Origin of the sequence: Acinetobacter sp. V2 (genome assembly GCF_001188385.1) — a bacterium.
Lineage (GTDB): Bacteria > Pseudomonadota > Gammaproteobacteria > Pseudomonadales > Moraxellaceae > Acinetobacter > Acinetobacter oleivorans.
Genome location: NZ_JZFB01000002.1, coordinates 371421 through 391546 on the forward strand (window position 1 = coordinate 371421; position 20126 = coordinate 391546).

Annotated in this window: 21 protein-coding genes and 1 pseudogene; 12 read left to right on the forward strand and 10 right to left on the reverse strand. The window is 39.3% G+C overall.

What is annotated here, in order from left to right:
• Positions 1-188: pseudogene (locus tag UC75_RS21155) on the forward strand (MATE family efflux transporter); the annotation flags it as partial.
• A gap of 56 nt (positions 189-244) precedes the next feature.
• Here UC75_RS21155 and UC75_RS10540 read toward each other — a convergent pair.
• Positions 245-1078 carry an SDR family NAD(P)-dependent oxidoreductase gene (locus UC75_RS10540; RefSeq protein ID WP_004790118.1) on the reverse strand — a complete coding sequence of 278 codons (834 nt, stop codon included), beginning with the start codon at positions 1076-1078 and terminating at the stop codon, positions 245-247.
• A 212-nt stretch (positions 1079-1290) separates the two neighbouring features.
• Between UC75_RS10540 and UC75_RS10545 the strand changes: the two genes are divergently transcribed.
• The 3 genes from UC75_RS10545 (at position 1291) to phoR (ending at position 4295) form a co-directional block, all read left to right on the forward strand.
• Positions 1291-1962 (forward strand): TetR/AcrR family transcriptional regulator, encoded by a 672-nt coding sequence (locus UC75_RS10545; RefSeq protein ID WP_000224580.1) that lies wholly within the window; start codon positions 1291-1293, stop codon positions 1960-1962.
• Between the two features lie 254 nt (positions 1963-2216).
• A complete protein-coding gene (gene phoB / locus UC75_RS10550) occupies positions 2217-2927 on the forward strand; it encodes a phosphate regulon transcriptional regulator PhoB (RefSeq protein WP_000650776.1) in 711 nt (236 codons plus the stop codon).
• Positions 2928-2936: 9 nt separating this feature from the next.
• Positions 2937-4295: a phosphate regulon sensor histidine kinase PhoR gene (gene phoR, locus UC75_RS10555; protein WP_049837551.1), complete on the forward strand. Its 1359-nt coding sequence runs from the start codon at positions 2937-2939 to the stop codon at positions 4293-4295.
• A 68-nt stretch (positions 4296-4363) separates the two neighbouring features.
• On the opposite strand, the gene UC75_RS10560 is transcribed toward phoR, so the two are convergent.
• Positions 4364-5560, reverse strand: a complete 1197-nt coding sequence (locus UC75_RS10560) for an alpha/beta fold hydrolase (RefSeq protein ID WP_049837552.1) — start codon at positions 5558-5560, stop codon at positions 4364-4366.
• A 241-nt stretch (positions 5561-5801) separates the two neighbouring features.
• Here UC75_RS10560 and UC75_RS10565 point away from each other — a divergent pair, with 241 nt between their 5' ends.
• On the forward strand, positions 5802-6563 hold the full coding sequence (locus UC75_RS10565) for an AcfC family putative adhesin (protein ID WP_049837553.1): 762 nt from the start codon (positions 5802-5804) through the stop codon (positions 6561-6563).
• Between the two features lie 72 nt (positions 6564-6635).
• Here UC75_RS10565 and UC75_RS10570 read toward each other — a convergent pair whose 3' ends face one another.
• The 5 genes from UC75_RS10570 to pncB all read right to left on the reverse strand — a co-directional run bounded on the left by UC75_RS10570 (position 6636) and on the right by pncB (position 11890).
• A complete protein-coding gene (locus UC75_RS10570; protein WP_049837554.1) occupies positions 6636-7055 on the reverse strand; it encodes a hypothetical protein in 420 nt (139 codons plus the stop codon).
• Positions 7056-7184: 129 nt separating this feature from the next.
• Positions 7185-8405, reverse strand: a complete 1221-nt coding sequence (locus UC75_RS10575) for an acetamidase/formamidase family protein (protein WP_049837555.1) — start codon at positions 8403-8405, stop codon at positions 7185-7187.
• Positions 8406-8831: 426 nt separating this feature from the next.
• A complete protein-coding gene (gene asd / locus UC75_RS10580; protein ID WP_004790127.1) occupies positions 8832-9683 on the reverse strand; it encodes an archaetidylserine decarboxylase in 852 nt (283 codons plus the stop codon).
• On the reverse strand, positions 9680-10528 hold the full coding sequence (locus UC75_RS10585) for a sulfurtransferase (protein ID WP_034590637.1): 849 nt from the start codon (positions 10526-10528) through the stop codon (positions 9680-9682). The genes asd and UC75_RS10585 overlap by 4 nt, the downstream gene beginning before the upstream one ends.
• 147 nt (positions 10529-10675) lie before the next feature.
• Complete coding sequence (gene pncB / locus UC75_RS10590; protein WP_005300500.1) at positions 10676-11890, reverse strand: nicotinate phosphoribosyltransferase; 1215 nt, start codon at positions 11888-11890, stop codon at positions 10676-10678.
• Positions 11891-12058: 168 nt separating this feature from the next.
• Between pncB and dtd the strand changes: the two genes are divergently transcribed.
• On the forward strand, positions 12059-12502 hold the full coding sequence (gene dtd, locus UC75_RS10595; protein ID WP_049837556.1) for a D-aminoacyl-tRNA deacylase: 444 nt from the start codon (positions 12059-12061) through the stop codon (positions 12500-12502).
• Positions 12503-12545: 43 nt separating this feature from the next.
• On the opposite strand, the gene UC75_RS10600 is transcribed toward dtd, so the two are convergent.
• The 3 genes from UC75_RS10600 to serB all read right to left on the reverse strand — a co-directional run bounded on the left by UC75_RS10600 (position 12546) and on the right by serB (position 15245).
• On the reverse strand, positions 12546-13025 hold the full coding sequence (locus tag UC75_RS10600) for a hypothetical protein (RefSeq protein WP_049837557.1): 480 nt from the start codon (positions 13023-13025) through the stop codon (positions 12546-12548).
• Positions 13026-13276: 251 nt separating this feature from the next.
• Complete coding sequence (gene aciT / locus UC75_RS10605) at positions 13277-13612, reverse strand: ciprofloxacin tolerance protein AciT (protein ID WP_004704819.1); 336 nt, start codon at positions 13610-13612, stop codon at positions 13277-13279.
• A 409-nt stretch (positions 13613-14021) separates the two neighbouring features.
• Complete coding sequence (gene serB / locus UC75_RS10615) at positions 14022-15245, reverse strand: phosphoserine phosphatase SerB (protein ID WP_004790139.1); 1224 nt, start codon at positions 15243-15245, stop codon at positions 14022-14024.
• A 59-nt stretch (positions 15246-15304) separates the two neighbouring features.
• On the opposite strand from serB, the gene UC75_RS10620 reads away from it, so the two are divergent.
• The 6 genes from UC75_RS10620 to UC75_RS21160 all read left to right on the forward strand — a co-directional run.
• On the forward strand, positions 15305-16612 hold the full coding sequence (locus UC75_RS10620; protein ID WP_107880420.1) for a hypothetical protein: 1308 nt from the start codon (positions 15305-15307) through the stop codon (positions 16610-16612).
• A gap of 240 nt (positions 16613-16852) precedes the next feature.
• Complete coding sequence (gene ribBA, locus UC75_RS10625) at positions 16853-17974, forward strand: bifunctional 3,4-dihydroxy-2-butanone-4-phosphate synthase/GTP cyclohydrolase II (RefSeq protein ID WP_003654193.1); 1122 nt, start codon at positions 16853-16855, stop codon at positions 17972-17974.
• 11 nt (positions 17975-17985) lie between these two features.
• Complete coding sequence (gene ribE, locus UC75_RS10630; protein ID WP_002119264.1) at positions 17986-18456, forward strand: 6,7-dimethyl-8-ribityllumazine synthase; 471 nt, start codon at positions 17986-17988, stop codon at positions 18454-18456.
• 3 nt (positions 18457-18459) lie between these two features.
• Positions 18460-18909 carry a transcription antitermination factor NusB gene (gene nusB / locus UC75_RS10635; protein WP_049837559.1) on the forward strand — a complete coding sequence of 150 codons (450 nt, stop codon included), beginning with the start codon at positions 18460-18462 and terminating at the stop codon, positions 18907-18909.
• Positions 18910-18925: 16 nt separating this feature from the next.
• Entirely contained in the window at positions 18926-19843 is a 918-nt protein-coding gene (gene thiL, locus UC75_RS10640; protein ID WP_049837560.1) for a thiamine-phosphate kinase, read from the forward strand.
• Positions 19821-20126: phosphatidylglycerophosphatase A (locus UC75_RS21160; protein WP_228137270.1), on the forward strand; the 306-nt coding region annotated here is incomplete at its 3' end. The genes thiL and UC75_RS21160, both read left to right, overlap by 23 nt.

The window sequence follows — 20126 nt, forward strand, 5'->3', positions numbered from 1 at the left end:
TCCCAATGCTACTTAATATTTCTGCTATTTTATTTATTGAAATTCCATGTGCTTACTGGTTTAGCTCAATATGGGGCCTTAAAGGAATCTGGGTTGCTTATGCCTTGGCATTTGTCAGTTTATGTATTATTCAAGGCCTGTATTACCAATTTATCTGGAAGAAAAAGAAGATCAAAGTTCTTATTTAGAACTAACTAAACCACATAAAAAAAGCCATCATTTGATGGCTTTTTCTGTTAAAAAATTATTTCATTAATTTGGTCACAATAGTTGAAGCACGTTGATATCCCGTTGGGAATAAACGCTGGAATGCATCAAGAATTTTTGCATCACTACCAATCAATAAACGGCGTTTATTTTTTAAGACAGCTTGTAAAATTTGACGAGCTGCTTCTTCAGGTGGAGTACGTAATAGCTTGTCAAAGTTTTGGATCGATTTAGTCGGGTCCATACCTAAACTATTCAAGCTATCACTCATTTTTGCAGATTTAGCAATGTTGGTGCGGATTCCGCCAGGATGTACACACAACGAGCTTACGCCACTTTTTTCAATATCCAACTCTTGGCGTAATGATTCGGTAAAACCACGTACAGCAAATTTAGTCGCGTTATAGCCAGATTGAGTCGGTTGAGCTGTCAGACCAAATAAGCTCGAGATGTTAATAATATGGCCATCTTGAGTTTGCTTAATGAACGGTAAAAACTCTTTAGTTCCGTACACGACACCCCAGAAGTTAATTCCAACAATCCACTCTAAATCTTCGTAGGTCGCACCTTCAACAGTTGAGCCTAACGCAACACCAGCATTGTTAAAAATCAGATTAACAGAACCGTGATCTTGTACAGTTTCTTGTGCCCACTGCTTTACCGCTTCACGATCCGACACATCAAGCTTTTTGGTAGTAACCGTAATATTGCTGTACGGTTTTAAAAGCTCGACAGTTTGTTGTAATCCTTTTTCATTAATATCACTCAACGAAAGATGGCAGCCCTGTTTTGCCAAAAGAATTGCTAACTGTTGCCCAATGCCAGAACCTGCGCCCGTAATTGCAGCGACTTTGTTTTTAAAATTTTTCATTGTCCATCCTTTGTTTTTCGATATTTGCACAACCGGTTCATTGCATGTGCAGTTCAGACATCTTCAATATAATTTTGACAATATCCATTGTCAATATAGTAGACTGTAAATTCAGATAGAATGGCACAATTCTTCTGAGAGCTTTATCATAGTGAGCATATTTGGCCAAAACCTATAAATTAGGAAACCAATCTTTAGGAAACGACTTATTTATGGCGACTAACGACTCAACCAGTAAAAAGAAAACAAAAAGTGTGAGTAAAGAACGTCAGTTCAAAGGGTTGTCTCTATCTGAACGTAAAGAGGCGCGCCGCGAAAAACTGATTGAAGCAGGCATTGCGACCTACGGAACGCTTGGTTTTTTTTCCGTGACGGTAAAAGATGTATGCCAAGAGGCAAAACTCACAGAACGTTATTTTTATGAATCATTTAAGAAGAGTGAAGATTTATTCCAAACCATCTTTTTGAAAATGATTGAAGAATTACAGCAGAACTTAATGCAGGCCGTGATTAAAGCTGCACCCGATCCAGAAAAAATGGTCGATGCTGGTTTAAGAGCACTGCTGACGACATTAAAAGACGACCCAAGATTAGCTCGTATTGTCTATGTCGACGCAGTTTTGGTACAAGAGTTACATAATCAGGCCACCATTCAAGAAACTCTTGCGCAATTTGATCGCATGATTCAAGCCTTTGTTATGCTGACCATGCCGCAAATTCAACACCATGAAAATGAGCTTTCTTTAATTGCAACTGGCTTAAATGGATATGTCACTCAAATTGCGATTCGATGGGTCATGGGAGGGTTTGAACAATCGCTTGAGCAGGTTTTAACCGCATGCCGCATCGTTTTCTTATCTTTATTAGCGCAAGTTTCAAAATAATATTAAAGTTTTTTGACAGCCATAAATATGCAAAACCAGCTAAGCCATTCAAGTGATAAGCTATTGAATGATTTTAAGAAAATTAAAGTCTTCATGTCACAATTTGTTCATAGCTTTGCCTTAGTTTTGTCACAAATTATTGCTAAATTTAATTTTATAGACTTTTCTGCAATGAAATTGTCATAATTAATCTTTGTAATAAGCCTGTCATAACTACAAAACGGTTCACCGTTAAATCTATAGGATATTGCGCTGTGAAAGATGACTATATTTTAATTGTCGATGATGAGCTTCCTATTCGCGAAATGATCCATACTTCTTTGGACATGGCAGGCTTTCAGTGTTTACAGGCAGAAGATGCCAAACAGGCTCATCAAATTATCGTCGACCAACGTCCGGCGCTTATCTTGCTTGATTGGATGTTACCTGGAGGCGTAAGTGGTGTCGATTTATGTCGCCGCTTAAAACGAGATGAAAACCTAGCAGAAATTCCAGTCATTATGTTGACTGCTCGCGGAGAAGAAGACCACAAAGTACAAGGTCTTGACGCAGGTGCAGATGACTACATGACTAAGCCTTTCTCTACACGTGAACTGGTTTCACGTATTAAGGCAGTTCTGCGTCGTGCTAATGCATTAAGTGGCGAAAAAACCATTGATGCCAATGGCTTAATTCTTGATCCTGTAAGCCAGCGTGTTAGCTTTGGCAACAGCATTTTAGATATGGGTCCAACTGAATATCGCTTACTTGCATTTTTTATGACCCATCCAGAGCGTGCATATACACGTGCCCAGTTGCTCGATCAGGTGTGGGGCGGTAATGTATATATCGAAGACCGCACTATCGATGTGCACATTCGCCGTTTGCGTAAAGTTTTAGAACCTTTTGGTGTAGACCGATTTGTTCAAACTGTGCGTGGAACTGGCTACCGTTTCTCAACACGTGCAGATTTAGCCGCAGGTTAACCAAGATTTATGTATGAACCCTACCCCGTCCCCGAACAGGTACGTGAACAAAAACTTTCCCGCTACAGCAGTTTATGGACGTTTGCCAAACAAGATTTACGGCTCTTATTATTTTTTCTAATTATTGCCGGTTTAGTCGGTTTAGGCCTTGGGTATTTCTGGAGCTGTATTTTTATCGCCTTCGTGGTGTTTTTTACACTCCAGTTGCGTTCTTTATATCTGGTCAATGACTGGATTGCGAATAAACCTTATGACGTTCCTCCAAATCTTAATGGGATTTGGGGGGCATTATTATTTAATGTCTACCGTGCTCAGCGCCAAGAACGAATTGTTCAGGCGGAAATGGTCGGTTTAATTGACCGTGCACAGTCATCTTTGGTTGCACTTGCTGAAGCCGTTGTTTTAATTGATGACCAACATCAAATCGAATGGTGGAACCCTGCTGCGGAACGTTTGTTAGGAATCAGCCCTCTCGATCGTGGGCGTAACTTATTAACGATTTTACGTCAGCCGACCTTTATTGAATATTTTAACAATATTGATCAGGCACCCGACGGGATTAAGCTTCACTCAAATTTTGATGATGACCGCTATGTACAGGTTAAACTCACAAGATTTGGTGGAGAAAGTCGTTTATTGGTGGCTTACGACGTGACTCGTATGCATAACCTTGAGCAAATGCGTAAAGATTTCGTCGATAATATTTCTCATGAACTTCGTACACCATTAACTGTACTGAGTGGTTATATCGAGACCTTTACCGATCAAGAAGATATTAGTCCGCGCTGGAAACGTGCGTTTGATCAGATGCAGTCACAAACCAAGCGTATGAATGCTTTGGTGAATGACTTACTGCTGTTATCGAATTTAGAAAATAATAAAAAAATTGCAAAAAATCAGATTATTGAAATGCCGAGTTTAATGAGTCAACTCTTTGATGACGCTCAGGCCTACAATGCCGATTATGGACACACGCTCAATTTACACATTGATAGCCACTGTGACCTGATTGGTTCTGACATGGAAATTGCTAGTGCATTTAGTAACTTAATTACCAATGCCATTAAGTACACACCAAAAGGTGGAACAATTACCATTGGCTGGCATGATGACGGTGAACATGCGTACTTTAGTGTACAAGACACAGGCATTGGAATTAACCCAAAACATTTGCCACGACTAACTGAACGCTTCTATCGTGTTGACAGTGACCGTAGTCGCCAAACAGGTGGTACAGGTTTAGGTCTGGCAATTGTAAAACACGTGCTGATGCAACACGGCGCGTATTTAGATGTGCAGTCTAAAGAAAACGAAGGATCAACGTTTACCGCAGTTTTTCCAAAAGAAAGACTATATAACATGACCTAAAATTATCTCCCGTACATATAAAAAGCCGACTTATGAAAAGTCGGCTTTTTTGTATAATTTAAACCCATTTACTTAAAATTAGAGCAATACGATTTCGTCTGATTTTTCTCTATTACGTTTAGAAAACTAGTGGCAAACGTATTGCTCTGGCGTAATGCATCGCGGTGATCTCCACCATCAATCGTTTGATATATGGTTGGTTTTTTTAATTTACATAGCTGCTGATAATAAGCAGATGTGCCTCTAGGGTCGACTAAATGATCTTTAGAACCTTGAACAATCATTAATGGCACGGTAGGCACCATATTTTCAATGGACTGTTGTTTTAGATAAGCCAAAAGAGGTTTTAAATCGGCATCAGATCGAAATATGCTAGAAGGAGATTTCTTTAAGTCAGATTGAAGTTCAGATAAACAACGACTGCGTCCTTGAGTCAATACTGTGTTCATTTCTGGGCTTACCAGCTTTTCAGGAACGATGCTTGGATCTGCTGCTTGTGCTCCTAATAAAACAATCGGGAAAAATGCTGCCACACTTGGTTCTGGGTTTGGATTAGTTTTCACATATTCTGCAATGCCTTCATATTGATAGCCGCCTGGTGCAAGAGCGATTGCCCCTTTTAAATCCAGTTCAGGCGCATCTTTTTGACCATAGGCAGACACTGCAATTGCCGCAGCCCCACCTTGACTGTGCCCCATCACCAACCACTGTTTATTAAAACTCTTGGGCTTAAGCACATATAATGCACGCACTGCATCGACCACTGTATGCAGTTGGCTCATTGCATTCATATAGGGATGCCCACCTGGTGTCCCTAAGCCCTGATAATCCGGCGCGACGACCGCATAGCCTCGTGCAAGCCAACCATCTAAAGCTTTAGAAGCAACTTCTTGGTATGAATGAACTGGCCCACCTACATAGTCACCCGAAGGTGCACAAGTATCAGCAACGCCAGTCGTACCATGCGCCCAAGCGAGTATCGGCCAGCCATTTTTTGGCGGAGTGCCTTTCGGTAATAAAATAAAAGCCGATGCCACAATGGGCTCGCCCTGAATCCCTCGACTACGATAATTAACTAACAAACGCTGATCAGCATGAGGAAATAAATCCGTCACATCTTGCTGTTCTAGAGACAGTATTGAACCCGGTTTTTCGCTCACAATTTGCTTACCCAAATCTATAATTGGAGCAGCCATAGCAGAACCAGACACCAAACAAGCGCTGCTAAATAAAATTTTTAAAAAAGAATTACTTTTTTTAATCAAGGGATTACTCCTCTATTATTTACATTACATCTATTTAAATAATCAATTTATAAAGTATAAATTACCATAAAAACTTCTATATTTATATTTACTTCCAAATAATTTACATTTATACAGTCACTTAAAATCTAATTAAAATATATTTTAAAGAAATGTATTATAAATATCGTTGCAAAAATTAATCCCGTTTAAATAATAAAAAATATATGCTGATATTTTCTTAATTACTATAGCGATTAAAATGTCAAAACAATATAAATTTATACCGTACCTGATTTTTCTTATTCTCGGCTCTCTACCTATCCATAGCTTTGCAGATGTACAAGTGTATGGTCCTGGTGGACCAGCACCCGCCATGAAAGAAGCAGCCAAACAATTCACCAATAAAACGGGCATAGCAGTCCATGTAACGTCTGGGCCTACTTCTCAATGGTCTGACAAAGCGAAACTAGATGCAGATGTTATATATAGTGGTTCTGAAGCTATGATGTCTGATTTTGAAAATGCTTTTTCTGAGCAAATTATAAAAGACTCGGTGGAACCTTTATATTTACGCCCCGCGGCCATTTTAGTACGCAAAGGAAATCCTAAAAATATTAAAGGATTTAAAGACCTAGCTAAATCTGGCGTTAAAGTTTTAGTTACTCATGGTGCAGGTCAGGTCGGTATGTGGGAGGATATCGCTGGTAGAACTGGCAAGATTCAATTAACCAAATCTGTTCGAAAAAATATTGCCACCTATGCAGCCAATACAGGTATTGCCAAGAAAAACTGGGAAGAAAATAGCAGCTATGATGCTTGGTTAGTTTTTAATATTTGGGGAATTAGTAACCCAGATGTTGGGCAAATTATACCTATTGAACCAGAGTTGGTTGTCTATCGTGATACAGGTGTTGCCTTAACCAAACATAGTTTAAAAGACACTGAAGCTAAACGTTTTGTAGAGTTCTTATCGTCTCAGCAAGGTAATACTATTTTCAAAAAATATGGTTGGACTAAATAAGTAAAACAGGGAGCATAGCTCCCTTTTCTTTTTTAAAATTATTTACTCTAGTTCATCTAGAATATATTCATTTCAAATTAAATATACTCCAACGGCATATAAACTTCCTAGTATTAAACAAAAGGCTGAACTGATATACCAAAATAAATCACTATTACCGACAAATTTTGACTTTAACCACGGAAAAGCCAGACCACGGATAAGAAAAACCGCTGCAACAAGCGACAAAATAAGTTTAGTAAATGGTAATACCTGTATTCCCTTTGCTGCAAAAAAAGCATAAGTAGCACATACCGTTAGAATTAACCCCACAGCTATAGCTGTAAAATTAGGATACCAATGCCCTCTTTCGACCATCTGGACAATACTTTTCCCGGCCCCTAAAAACCGAAAACCATTTGCCCCCCAGAACACACAAACAAAATGAAGTAATGCGGCACAGAATGTTAATAATGCAGCAATATAAAGTAGAGCGTTCGGAAGTGAGTGCATTAGATTTTATACTAATAAATATATGTGATATTTATTATACTCAATTATAAAATATATAAAACTTATTAATAGTTAAAATGAATTTAACTTGGTATTTAATATTTTAAATACCAAGCTTAGTGCACTTAATTATTTACTCTCAAACTCTTTAAAATCAGCTTTTCTGATTTTTGCATGGATCCCTTTGGTTTTATCTACAACTTGTGAAACTTCAAAATCAGTTGCGGCACTTAAATACGCATAAGCCGTTGCTTCATCAATACCGTATTCTTGGTTTAAGAAACGAATGGCTTCACGTGTAGACTTTTTCATCGCTTCATCAAGATCTTCATCAAGTCCCGGTGTAATCCAAAACTCAGCATTTTCAGCTAAAGGTTGTTTTAGCTCTTTGCCCGGTATTTTATCTTTACCTGCTTTGAGCAAGGTAAATTTTAGTGTTGCACGTGCTGAAGCTTCGAGTGCAGTTAATGCTACTTCACCATCCCCTTGCGCGAAATGGCTATCACCCGTATAGAATAATGCGCCTTTGACCTGAACAGGATAATAGGCTGTTGAACCTGCACCTAGTTCATTAATATCAATATTTCCACCATACATTGCAGGGGGTACAGAGTGAACAGGCTCAGAAGTATTTGCTGCTACCCCCATAATTCCCATAAAAGGATAAAGCGGGAAACGTATTGATTTACCCGATTCTGTTTTTAATACACCTTCGTACTCACCTTTAGCATTTTTTTCAATTGGTGTGAAAATTGAGACATTTCCATAGCGTTCAGGATGCTCAGCCGATGCATTTTCTTGCTTTGCTTTTTTAGGAAATTCCCCCACTAAAGCACCTTTACCATGTCGATTTGAAATAACACCGTAAGGTACACGCGGCTCAACTTTAAGTACCTCAACTTTTAAAATATCACCGGGCTGTGCGCCTTCAATTGCAACAGGACCTGTCACAATATGTGGCCCATCTTTATGAAAATCATGCTTTAAATTTGACTGCGTAATTGTTTTTGCATCTTCCAAGATTTCATTAGATTTTACACCTTTCGATTGAAAGAACTTTTCAGCGTTACGCCCTTGGTCTTCAAGCAAACCTTCATGAGAAACCGTATCAAATGTCACAACACTACCCGACGGAACGTTAAGGACGGGTTTGGCATCCCGATTCGGTAAATAACCCCATGTAATGGTTTTTAAAGTAGATGGAACGTAATAATTACCTTTATATTCGCCACTTTGAAGTTGAGTAGGCTGTTTTGAAATTTGATTTAAAATTTTAAAATCATTGGCATGGCTGAGTGAAATACAAAGTACAGATAAAACCGAAGCTGTCAGGCGTTTAACTTTTAACATGATTTCAGAACCTAAAAAATATGAAAATTACCGTAAGGTCCTGAATAGTTAGCAAGCATTGTGCCAAGGCTAAAGTTTGTGCAATATCTAAAAAGCGCTTCATATTTATAAAATTAAATAATTTTTTTAGTTTTAATAACTTATCTTCACATAGAATTAAAATTACGACTTAAGTCTAACTTAAATATTTCTTTCTATTTTTATTTATTAATTTTCAATCATCTTAATATTTTTGCTCTCTCCAGACACATATTTTTGGACTAGCTTCTATAATGTCCTATTTCAGATCACTTAATAATAATTATATTTCTATATAATATAAATATAAACACAGTTATATATTTTACGTTTATATAATTTAAATCAAAAAAAACCCTGAATAATTAAAGTCAGGGTTTATTTATCTTATAGGGATTATATCGTTTACTAAACTGTATGTCCCATACGCTCGCCCATTACAACTACAGACTCAGCTTTAAAACGTTGTTCCCATTCGATCTTATCTTTTTCAAATAAAATAACCGCGGTAGAACCTAAATAAAAACGTCCAAGCTCAGCACCTTTCTCTAGCTTTAACTGATGATGCTGTAATTCAATACGACCTGAAGGTTTCACTTTACCTGTCGCCACAGTTTCAATACCAGCAACAATCATTGCACCCACTAACACAACAGCCATACGGCCAAGTTCAGTATCAAACAAACACACCATGCGTTCATTACGGGCAAATAGTCCCGGTACATTTTCAGCAGTCACCTGATTTACCGAAAATAGCTCACCTGGTACATACAAGGTTTCAGTTAATGTACCTGCAAACGGCATATGTACACGGTGGTAATCGCGTGGAGATAGATAGACTGTCGCGAACTCACCTTCTTGGAATGGCTGAGCAAGTTGTGGGTCTCCAATGAGTTTCTCTACAGAGAAGCTTTGGCCTTTTGCTTGAAATACTTCACCCGCAGTAATTTTACCAATCTGAGAAATAGCACCATCAGCAGGTGAAACAATGCTATCTGCATTTTCGTCAACGAGACGCACGCCATCTTTTAAAGCACGGGTAAAAAAGTCATTAAAAGATTTATATTTCAGTGCATTGCCTTGTTCAGCAATCGATAAATCAATCCCATATTTGGTTTTAAATGCATGAATAACAGCAGTTTTCACAACTGGATTTTCACTCGCAGCAACTTTACCTACCACACGACTCAATTGGTGCTGTGGTACAAGGTTTTGTGCCTTAATAAATAATTCTTTTTTTAATCGAGATGTGAAACTCACGACGGTGATTCTCCAGTAATAATAGGACTATCGAGGCGATTGCCCCATTCACTCCACGCACCATCATAGGCTTTTGCTTCCCAGCCCAAGAGCCTAGCCAAAATATAGGCCAAACCGGAACGGTGATGTGACTGGCAGTACACAACTACAGGTTGCTGTAAATCGAACCCAAGTTGTTCAAGGCGCTGCCGCGTGCGTTCAAGCGGATGCAATTTTAGATGATTTTGACGATTAAGTGCAGTACTCCATTCAAAATGGAGTGCATTTGGAATGTGACCGCCGCGTCGCGCTGCTAAACGGATCCCACTATATTCATCACTTGTCCGGCAATCCCACAATTGAACATTTTCTTGTTCTACTTGTTTGCGTAGCTCTTCATAATTCACACGGAACTGAGCGGCATGCGATAAATCAATCTGAATTAAGTCAGTAACAGGAGAAACTTCTTCGACTTCTGCTGTCGTTGGTAACCCTGCTCCTAACCATGCATGGATACCGCCATTAATTAAACTGGTACGTGTGAATCCTAAGCAATGCAAATTCCAGATTAAACGTCCAGCCCATGCTCCACCTTCATCGTCATAGACCACAACATGATGATTCGGCGAAATATTCAATTTCTCAATCAGTGCTTGTAAACCTGCTTCATCTGGCAAAATACCAGTGGCTTCTTCGTGTTGAGACACTAACCATTTTGGTTGTAAATGAATAGCATGCGGAATATGAAGTTGCTCATAAACAGACGCGCGGCTCAAATCTACAATGCGAATATATTCATTGCCTAAATAAGGCACTAATTCTTCTGCTTCTATTAATAAATCGAGTTTAAAATTCGGGAGTGTCATCGTCATGGTTTCTTTTTATACCAGCTTAATTTCATATTAGCATAAGCTTATATCTAACAAACTCTGATTTTCTGCAACTCTTTAGCAGAAAATCAGATATCAGCATTCTTACTTTTAAAAATACAAAATAGCGAGACTATTTATTACTTAAACCACTTCTTCAAGTTCTTCAATTTCGAAAACCTGACGTAAATAAGCCAAGAAAGTATCGTTATCAGTCATGGTTTTACCGGGACTATCAGAAATTTTCGCAACTGACTGACCATTACATTCGACTAGTTTCAACACAATATTGAGCGGCTTTTGTCCCATATCATTAGTTAAATTGGTTCCAATACCAAAACTCACCTGAAAACGATCTTTAAAGTATTGATGCAATTCCCATGCTTTTGGCAAGTTAAGACCATCGCTAAAAGTCAGCATCTTGGTTTTGGTATCAATTTTTAATTTACGATAATGCGCATAAGCCTTATCGCCCCATTCGTAAGGGTCACCACTGTCATGACGTAAACCATCAAAGAGTTTCGCAAAATACAAATCAAAATCTCGAAGGAACGCATCCATACCAACAACGTCAGTCAAAGCAATTCCTAAGTCTCCGCGATATTCTTGAACCCATGTCTCTAAAGCAGCTTTTTGAAAGTCACGTAGTCGTACATCAAGTGCCTGAAAAGCTTGTAGGAATTCATGAGCCATGGTTCCAATTGGGGTAATATTTAACTCTTTTGCAAGCAGGACATTACTTGTACCACGGAACACATTTGGTACTGTTTTATGAAAGGCTGCCACCACATGTTTTTGCCATACGAAGCTATAACGGCGACGTGTACCAAAATCAGAAACTAAGAATGGTGGGTCATTCGGTTTTTGTGTTTTTTCATATTCCTGAATCAATTCAAGCTTGGCTTTTAAACGGCGCTCGCCTTCAGCCCATACTTCATCAGTTTTGATACGGCTAAAATAAAGTTCATTTACAATTGCCAATACAAAAATTTCAAACATCATGGCTTGGACCATCGGACCTTCAATATGAATATCCAAACGACCTTCAGCATCGATGCTAGCTCGAATAAAGCGTCGCTTCAGTTGAAATAGTTCTAAATAATCGACAAAGTCACTTTTTATAAAACGTAATTTACGTAAATATTGAAGCTCGTCTTCTTTATATTTAAGACTACACAAATAGTCGAGTTGTTCGTTTAAATCATCCAAAATATCTACTAGTGGATAGACAGTATCTTCTAAATTTCTACAGCGGAAATGGTAGACACTATGGGTTTGCGGGAATTTATGCAAAACCACTTGTAACATCGTAAATTTGTACAAGTCTGTATCTAGTAAAGAATGGATAATTGGAGACATAGTCAATGATTATTCGCTTGCTTCTTAGCATTAAAGCATATTTTTATAAATCAATTGCGAGCTTTTAGACCATTGTTGCAATTCCATGAAATTTCCTTTTAAAAATCATTTAATTTAAATTCTGCTAAACTAAACCAATTCAATTAATTGCAGAAATTTGCTTTAACTATGCGCGCTTTAATACAACGAGTTCTTGAAGCCAAAGTGGTGGTTGACGGTGAAACTACTGGTGAAATCCAACACGGACTACTGGTTTTTTTAGGGATTGGCCGTGATGACACTTTAGCAATTGGCCAGAAGCTTATTGATAAGATTTTGAAATATCGCATCTTTGATGATGAACAAGGCAAAATGGGTTGGAATGTGTCTCAAGCAAATGGTGGAATCCTGCTTGTTTCACAATTTACTCTGATGGCTCAAACGCAAAAAGGTTTACGTCCAGATTTTGGTCCAGCCATGCCACCAGCAGATGCCAAAGCGTTATATGAACAGTTGGTTGAATATGCCAATTCACAATTTGAAAAAGTACAAACCGGCATTTTTGCAGCTGATATGAAGGTTCATCTCATTAATAATGGTCCGGTGACGTTTAACTTAGAAGTCGAAGCGTAGATATAAAAAAACTCCCAAATGGGAGTTTTTTTATATCTGGTGATTAACGACCAGTTTTCTCTTTAATAAAAGCACGTGCTTGACGTACTTTCTCTTTAACTGGTTTTGGCAACTTAGGTGGAATGAGTCTAGCCACTTGGTTAAACCAAACGAGTAGACTGAAGTCTCCTTCCATCTTAATACTGCCGTTTTGCATGCCTGTCATAAATGCAGTTGGGTCACCTTTAATCAAAGTTTTTACACCCTGTTCGCTATCTGCAAACTGCAAGATAAAGTCAGCTTTTTCAGGTGCACCTGCAACACTATCGATCTGTCCATTATTAATGATGATCTGACGTGCAACACCTAAGTCCGTACCAATCTGAATACGGAAAGCGCGGTCATGAATCAATTCAATAAACTTAGGGCTAGTACGTGCCAATTGCTTCATACGCAGCACTAAACCTGCTACCAATAAATCTAACGGGTCTGTACTGACATCAACGAGAGGTAACTTGACTACAGGTATAGAAGAAAGTTTCATGAACATTCACGCCTATTGTATTTTTATGAAAACTTTAGAGCAAAACTCAGCAAGGACATACCATTGCTTGTGTTTTGTGCATCAACTGATAATTTTTAGCTGGCAACGCAATCTAGATGAAACGTCAACAGACGTGTCTATCGTAGCATAACTGGCTATTTTTTAATAAATGCTTTGTATAATAAAAATCACGTTTCGTAAATAAAAAAGGCATGCTGTGCATACCTCTTTACCGTTAGATAACAATTTAATTATCGGCTAGAACATTGCTGCTGATCATCTTCATATACTGGCGTGTGTTCTATATATTGGCGATTTGCCAAAGCCTTTTGTGCCTGTTTATCCTCACGTAACAAAACAAATGTAACCATTACCATCGCTAGACTTAGTGCAGTTAAATAACTATATGTGACTGGCATTTCAAAAGTGACTTGAACTCCAAAACGGACCACTTCTAATAGCCCCCAAAAGAACATCCCTGCAAGCATAAAACCAAGCCAACGACGGTAAGGAGAAAAGAAAACAGCAACAAGCGCGACAGCGATCAAGCTGAATCCGGCGATAGCGGCAAAATTCGCTGTTACCATAGAAACCTCCGTCTTAATGAAAACGTCTAAAAAGATTCGGTCTTAAAAACCCGACCTCATTCCAAAAACAACTTTAATTCATAATTTGTGTTGAAGCTTAGGATGCATTATGGATGTTTTTTTTTAGAAAAAAAGACCCGTTTTTTCTTAATGCGACATACTTTGTCGCAACATTCTTTTGTCATTACATTTTTGTAAAATTCAAAAAGTTCGATTCCCTATATGGCATCAATTCTGGCGTGTCATTACAAAAAAATATGCTGTTTTTAAGGACCAAAATAAGTTTTTTTCAGATTTTTTTATTGCCTTTTTTCTGTGCATGATTTGAGCATAACATGCTTGTTTTTATGACTATTCTGCATAAAAAAAGCGCTACTCTGAAGTAGCGCTTAAAGCTTAGCCTTATAGATTAAGCACGGTTTAAATCTTTGTCATGCATACCAAGTAAATACAGAACCCCATCTAAGCCAACGCTTGAAATAGCCTGATTTGCATTTTGACGAACCAAAGGTTTAGCGCGATAAGCTACACCAAGCCCTGCAATCGCAAGCATTGGCAAATCGTTTGCGCCATCGCCTACTGCCATCGCTTGCTCTAGAGAAATACCCATTTTATTTGCAAGTTCGCGTAATAACTCAGCTTTACGAGCGCCATCAACAATTGCGCCTTTCACTTCACCTGTTACGAAACCGTCTTGCACATCTAAGATGTTGGCATGAACTTCATCAATACCAAGTTTACCTTGTAGGTATTCAGCAAAATATTGGAATCCACCAGATAAAATTGCCGTTTTATAACCAAGCGCTTTTAAGGTCGAGATGAGACGCTCTGCACCTTCAGTAATAGTTAAACGCTCTGCAATTTTAGGTAAAACAGCAGCATCTAGCCCTTTTAATAATGCAACACGAGCACGGAAGCTTTGCTGGAAATCAAGTTCACCTTGCATCGCTCTTTCAGTGATTTCAGCAACTTGTGCGCCTACCCCTGCTTCAATCGCTAACTCATCAATCACTTCTTGTTCAATGAGTGTTGAGTCCATATCAAAACAAACTAAACGACGGTTACGTCGATAAGCGTTGTCTTCTTGAACAGCGACATCAATATTTAATTCACTTGAAAGAAGTAAACATGCTGCACGCATGGCTTGAGCATCTAGAGTTGGGCCACTGCTTAAACCAAACTGTACACATGCACGACGCGGGAATGCGCTATCCTTTTCAAAGTCGACACGGCCTGATAAACGGGTAACAGTTTCAATGTTAAAGCCTTGGCTAGACACAATTTGTGTAACGGCTTGTAAGTGTGCAGCAGTGAGTTCAGGGGCTAAAGCCGTGACGATATAACGAGTACGGCCACCTTCAGTTACCCATTGATCGTATTCTGCGCCTGTGATTGGTTTAAAGCGCACTGTTAAGCCAATATCATGTGCTAAAATCAGAATTTCTTTCATTGCCAATGCGGTCGCAGTTTCATTATCAGAAGCGACTACAATGCCCAATGTGAGTTGATTATGAATAACAGCCTGACCTACATCCAGTATTTGCAATGAATGTACGGATAGTACTTGCATTAATCGGGTAAACTGGTTTGGTTGGTCTGGTCCTAAAAAGGATATAAGAATGATTTCTCGCATGAATTGACTCTAGTCTGAGTGACAACTATTGTAAGAATCATAATCGAATTTCAATATAATTGCCTTGGAAGTTTAACTTGATTGCGCCTAGACAAGGGCTATTTGCTAGCCTACTGATCGTTAGTTTTGCATTGCATACCTTTTTAATGGTGATTGCAACGACACACCAGCTCAATGAAAACCGTGCGAGTCAAGGTCAGCTCATGACCAGTCAACTCGTTGCAGACAGCTTATCTGAGCTAGAACCTGCCAATACGGTATCTTTAGCTCTGATTGCTAATCGCTATGCGACCAATCCAAGCGTTGCGTCTATTCGCATTCTTGATGCCAACAAACAAGTGTTGGCAACGAGTGGAATTTCAAAAACTCGCCAAGGTGAGATTTTTGCTCGCGATGCTCTGCAAAATGAAAAGAAAGTGGGCTCTATCGAAATTACGCTGATTCAACCAAGTATTGGTGAAATTCTACGCACTCAATGGCTAGCAATTTTAGCTTCTCTGTTTTTGCATGTTTTATTATGGCTTGCCTATCGCGCGATTGCTCGCCCGACCCGTAGCGAATATTTGGCACGTATTAACGAAGAAAACCGCTTAAAACATGAAATTCAGCAGTTAACTCAGGCATTGGCTCTAGAAAAACAAAATACAGTAACGTTGGTTGCTCAAGCTCAACAACAAGCGAAAGGTAAACCAGCGGCTCGACCACAACCAGAGAAAACAGCAGATTCAGCTGACCAACATATGTTGGCACTCAATATTCAGTTTTATGACCCTAAACAGTTATTAAGCAGTGTTAACCAATCGGTATCTGTTCCGTACTTTAAACTCTGTCAGCTCTTTTTAAACAAGAGTATTGAGTTATGCGTAAAACATTACCAATTAAAGTTAGCGGACATTGAAGTCGTAAATGAGTTTAATGCTGACGGCGCTACACTTGCGATTTCAACCTCGCATACTCACGCTGTAGAGTGTCTGCTTATGGTTGGAACCGTATTCCAGTTGCTCTCTGACGTTTTATATAAACGTTATCGCGAAGATAAACGCTTTGCGCTGCAAACTCGTAGTGCAACGTGTAATGCTGTTGAAGCGATGCAAATTGATGCGAAAGAAGCTGCTCAACGTTTAGCACAGCATCTTCATGCGAAAGAATCTGCTTTATATCTTGAGAATGATCAACTCAAGGCAATTCAAGATAGCTATCAACTTGTTGCAATGCCAAACCCAAGCAATGTGATGACTCGTCATGCCTTTATGATCAATGGCATGAATGCAGAGTGTGCTGAACTTGCTCAAAATATTCGCACTGAGATTTTGATGGGAAAAAAATCAATCCCACAAAATGATAGTCCAAGCAGTGCAGCTTCATAAAAAATAACTGCGCATATCAGAACCTAGCCTTTTGGCTAGGTTTTTTTTATTTAAATTCATTGTTTTTATTTTAAATTATTCCATTTTCTTATGATTTATTTGTATAAATAAAGCTGGATCTATTCTATCTCGTTGCAAAGTTGGATAAATCAGAATCATAGGCAAAATTCTCTAAACAGCGTAAACTATGCAAAATTTATTAAATAGAAATTGTCTAACGACAAAAAAAGGTGAGAGCGAATGCCGCTGAGTCGTGTTGAAGATCTTGTCGCCGATATTCGTGCAGGCAAAATGGTTATCTTGATGGATGACGAAGATCGCGAAAATGAAGGTGATCTTGTCATTGCAGCAACGCATGTTCGTCCTGAAGATATTAACTTCATGATTACCCATGCACGTGGTCTAGTTTGCTTAACGTTAAGCCGTGAGCGCTGTAAGCAGTTAAACCTTCCGTTGATGGTTGACCAAAACGGTGCTCAGCATAGTACAAACTTTACCTTATCAATCGAAGCCGCTGAAGGTATTACAACTGGTATTTCAGCAGCAGAGCGTGCACATACAATTCAAGCTGCTGTCGCAGCGCATGCAAAGCCAAGTGATATTGTACAACCGGGCCATATTTTCCCATTAATGGCGCAGCCAGGCGGTGTTCTACATCGTGCAGGTCATACTGAAGCGGGCTGTGATTTAACACGCTTAGCAGGTCTTGAACCAGCTTCTGTTATTTGTGAAATCATCAATGAAGATGGCACAATGGCACGCCGTGCAGATTTAGAAATTTTTGCCGAGAAGCATGGCTTAAAAATTGGTACAATTGCGGACTTGATTCACTACCGCATGACCAATGAGCAAACGGTTGAACGTCTGGATCAAAAAACGATTCAAACAGAATATGGTTCATTTGAACTCTATCGTTATCGTGAGATTGGTAACCCAGACATCCATTTGGCTTTAGTCAAAGGCGAGCCAAAAGAAGGTGTTACAACAGTACGTGTACATGGTTTTAGTCCAATTCGCGATTTACTTAAGCTAAATAAAGCCGATGGTGAACCTGCGTGGAATCTAGACCGTGCACTACAGACAATTGCAGCGAGTGATCGCGGTGTTTTAGTCTGGATCGGGCAAGATCATTTGCAAGACTTGGGACCAGCGTTGGATGATTTAAATAAACCAAAACCGGTGAAATCCAATGCAGCACTTTCACATCAATATCAAACCATTGGTGTAGGCGCTCAAATTTTGCGTGACTTAGGTGTTGAAAAAATGAAGCTTCTTAGCTCACCATTACGTTTCAATGCTTTATCTGGCTTTAATTTAGAAGTAGTGGAATATGTCACTGCTGATCAAATCACAACGAAATAATCGAGGTTGCTATGGCAATTCGCCGTATTGAAGGTTTATTACATCTCGCAAGCGAAGGACGTTATGCGATTTTAGTGGGTCGTTTCAACAGTTTTGTTGTTGAACACTTATTGGATGGTGCAATCGACACATTAAAACGTCATGGTGTAAATGAAGACAACATTACTGTTATTCATGCTCCTGGCGCATGGGAACTCCCGATTGTTGCTAAAAAATTAGCTACATCAAATCAATTTGATGCAATCATCGCACTTGGCGCAGTTATTCGTGGTAGCACACCACACTTTGACTTCGTTGCTGGTGAATGTGCAAAAGGTTTAGGTGTAGTCGCGTTAGAAAGCAGCTTGCCTGTCATCAATGGTGTATTAACTACTGATAGCATCGAGCAAGCCATCGAACGTTCAGGTACAAAAGCAGGAAACAAAGGTAGCGAAGCTGCTTTAACTGCAATTGAAATGGTTAATTTATTAAAGGCAATTTAAAGCATGTCTCAAACACTGCAAGCCGCTTATGCAGCAAAACGCAAAGCACGTCGTTTTGCTGTACAAGGTATTTATGAGTGGCAAATGAGTCACAATCCTGTACATGAAATTGAAGCACGTACTCGTGCTGAAAATGCGATGCACAAGGTAGACTTAAATTACTATCACGAACTATTAACGCAAGTGATTGCACTGCGCGACGATCTTGATGCATTACTCATTCCGGTACTTGACCGTGAACTTGATGCACTTGATGGCGTTGAGCTCGCAACCTTACGTTTAGGTGCTTATGAGTTACGTGATCATTTAGAAGTACCTTATCGTGTAGTTCTTGATGAAGCCATTGAACTCGCCAAACACTTTGGTGGAGCAGATAGCCATAAATACATTAATGGCGTTTTAGATCGTTTAAGTTCAACACTACGTAGTGCTGAAAAACAACAAGCAAACTAATAGGTTTGAAGTTGATATGGCTGAGTTTTCTATTATTGACCAATACTTTAACAGACAATCTTATGCAGATGTCACCTTAGGTATTGGAGATGACTCAGCCTTAGTCACCCCTCCTCAAAATCAACAATTGGTGATCTGTGCAGATACGCTAGTTGCTGGTCGACACTTTCCTCTTAATACCTCAGCGCATGCAATTGGCTGGAAAAGTGTGGCTGTTAATCTTTCAGATATTGCTGCCATGGGTGCTAAACCTCATAGTATTTTACTTGCGTTAAGCCTACCTACCATTGACCATGAATGGCTCGAAGGATTCAGTCAGGGCATCTATGACTGCTGTAATCAATTTGGTGTTGCTCTCATTGGTGGAGATACGACCCAAGGTCCACATCTGACCATTACCGTGACGGCTATGGGTTGGATTGAAGCTGGACAAGCCGTGTTACGTTCGGGCGCAAAAGTCGGTGACTATGTGTGTGTGAGCGGTCAAGTTGGAGATGCAGCATATGGTTTACAACACCTAGGTCATCCATTACAGAAAAGACTAGACTACCCGACACCACGTTGTCAGCTTGGACAACAGTTAAAGGGCCTTGCTTCTAGCATGATTGATGTTTCTGATGGATTAGCACAAGATTTAGGTCATATTTTAAAAGCGTCAAAAGTCGGTGCCCGATTATTTTTAGAAAAGTTACCGATTGATTCAACGCTAGAGAAACTACCAGAACAACAGCGTTGGCAATATGCGCTAGCTGGTGGTGATGACTACGAATTATGTTTTACAATAACACCGCAAAATTATGAAAAACTTTTGCGAAAACAACTAGACATTAAGATTACAATGATCGGACAGATCGTTGAGCAAACACAACTAACTTTTGAGCATTTGGGTTCGGATTACCCATTGCAAATTCATGGATACCAACACTTTGCATAAGCCGCCGATTCATTTTAAAGACATGTCTTGGTTCAACCGCTGCATTGTTTTCTGTGGAGTTGGTTTCGGATCTGGTCTCGCACCTAAAGCCCCTGGTACTTTTGGCTCTGCTTTTGCCCTACTCTTCGTTCCGATCTGGTTATCGCTTGGATTTAACTTAAGCTTAATCGCGATAATTATCATGTCCTTGGTCGGGATCTATATCTGTGGTCAAACAGCAAAAGTCATAAATGTACACGATGATGGTCGAATTGTGTGGGATGAATTTGCAGGGCAATCTATT

Excerpts from the sequence above, each read along its gene's own strand:
- dtd (WP_049837556.1), top strand. The coding sequence starts at position 12,059 with ATGCGCGCTTTAATACAACGAGTTCTTGAAGCCAAAGTGGTGGTTGAC.
- nusB (WP_049837559.1), top strand. The coding sequence starts at position 18,460 with ATGTCTCAAACACTGCAAGCCGCTTATGCAGCAAAACGCAAAGCACGT.
- aciT (WP_004704819.1), bottom strand. The coding sequence starts at position 13,612 with ATGGTAACAGCGAATTTTGCCGCTATCGCCGGATTCAGCTTGATCGCT.
- phoR (WP_049837551.1), top strand. The coding sequence starts at position 2,937 with ATGTATGAACCCTACCCCGTCCCCGAACAGGTACGTGAACAAAAACTT.
- UC75_RS10545 (WP_000224580.1), top strand. The coding sequence starts at position 1,291 with ATGGCGACTAACGACTCAACCAGTAAAAAGAAAACAAAAAGTGTGAGT.
- thiL (WP_049837560.1), top strand. The coding sequence starts at position 18,926 with ATGGCTGAGTTTTCTATTATTGACCAATACTTTAACAGACAATCTTAT.
- UC75_RS10540 (WP_004790118.1), bottom strand. The coding sequence starts at position 1,078 with ATGAAAAATTTTAAAAACAAAGTCGCTGCAATTACGGGCGCAGGTTCT.
- UC75_RS10585 (WP_034590637.1), bottom strand. The coding sequence starts at position 10,528 with ATGACACTCCCGAATTTTAAACTCGATTTATTAATAGAAGCAGAAGAA.
- serB (WP_004790139.1), bottom strand. The coding sequence starts at position 15,245 with ATGCGAGAAATCATTCTTATATCCTTTTTAGGACCAGACCAACCAAAC.
- ribE (WP_002119264.1), top strand. The coding sequence starts at position 17,986 with ATGGCAATTCGCCGTATTGAAGGTTTATTACATCTCGCAAGCGAAGGA.
- UC75_RS10575 (WP_049837555.1), bottom strand. The coding sequence starts at position 8,405 with ATGTTAAAAGTTAAACGCCTGACAGCTTCGGTTTTATCTGTACTTTGT.
- UC75_RS10565 (WP_049837553.1), top strand. The coding sequence starts at position 5,802 with ATGTCAAAACAATATAAATTTATACCGTACCTGATTTTTCTTATTCTC.
- pncB (WP_005300500.1), bottom strand. The coding sequence starts at position 11,890 with ATGTCTCCAATTATCCATTCTTTACTAGATACAGACTTGTACAAATTT.
- UC75_RS10570 (WP_049837554.1), bottom strand. The coding sequence starts at position 7,055 with ATGCACTCACTTCCGAACGCTCTACTTTATATTGCTGCATTATTAACA.
- ribBA (WP_003654193.1), top strand. The coding sequence starts at position 16,853 with ATGCCGCTGAGTCGTGTTGAAGATCTTGTCGCCGATATTCGTGCAGGC.
- UC75_RS10600 (WP_049837557.1), bottom strand. The coding sequence starts at position 13,025 with ATGAAACTTTCTTCTATACCTGTAGTCAAGTTACCTCTCGTTGATGTC.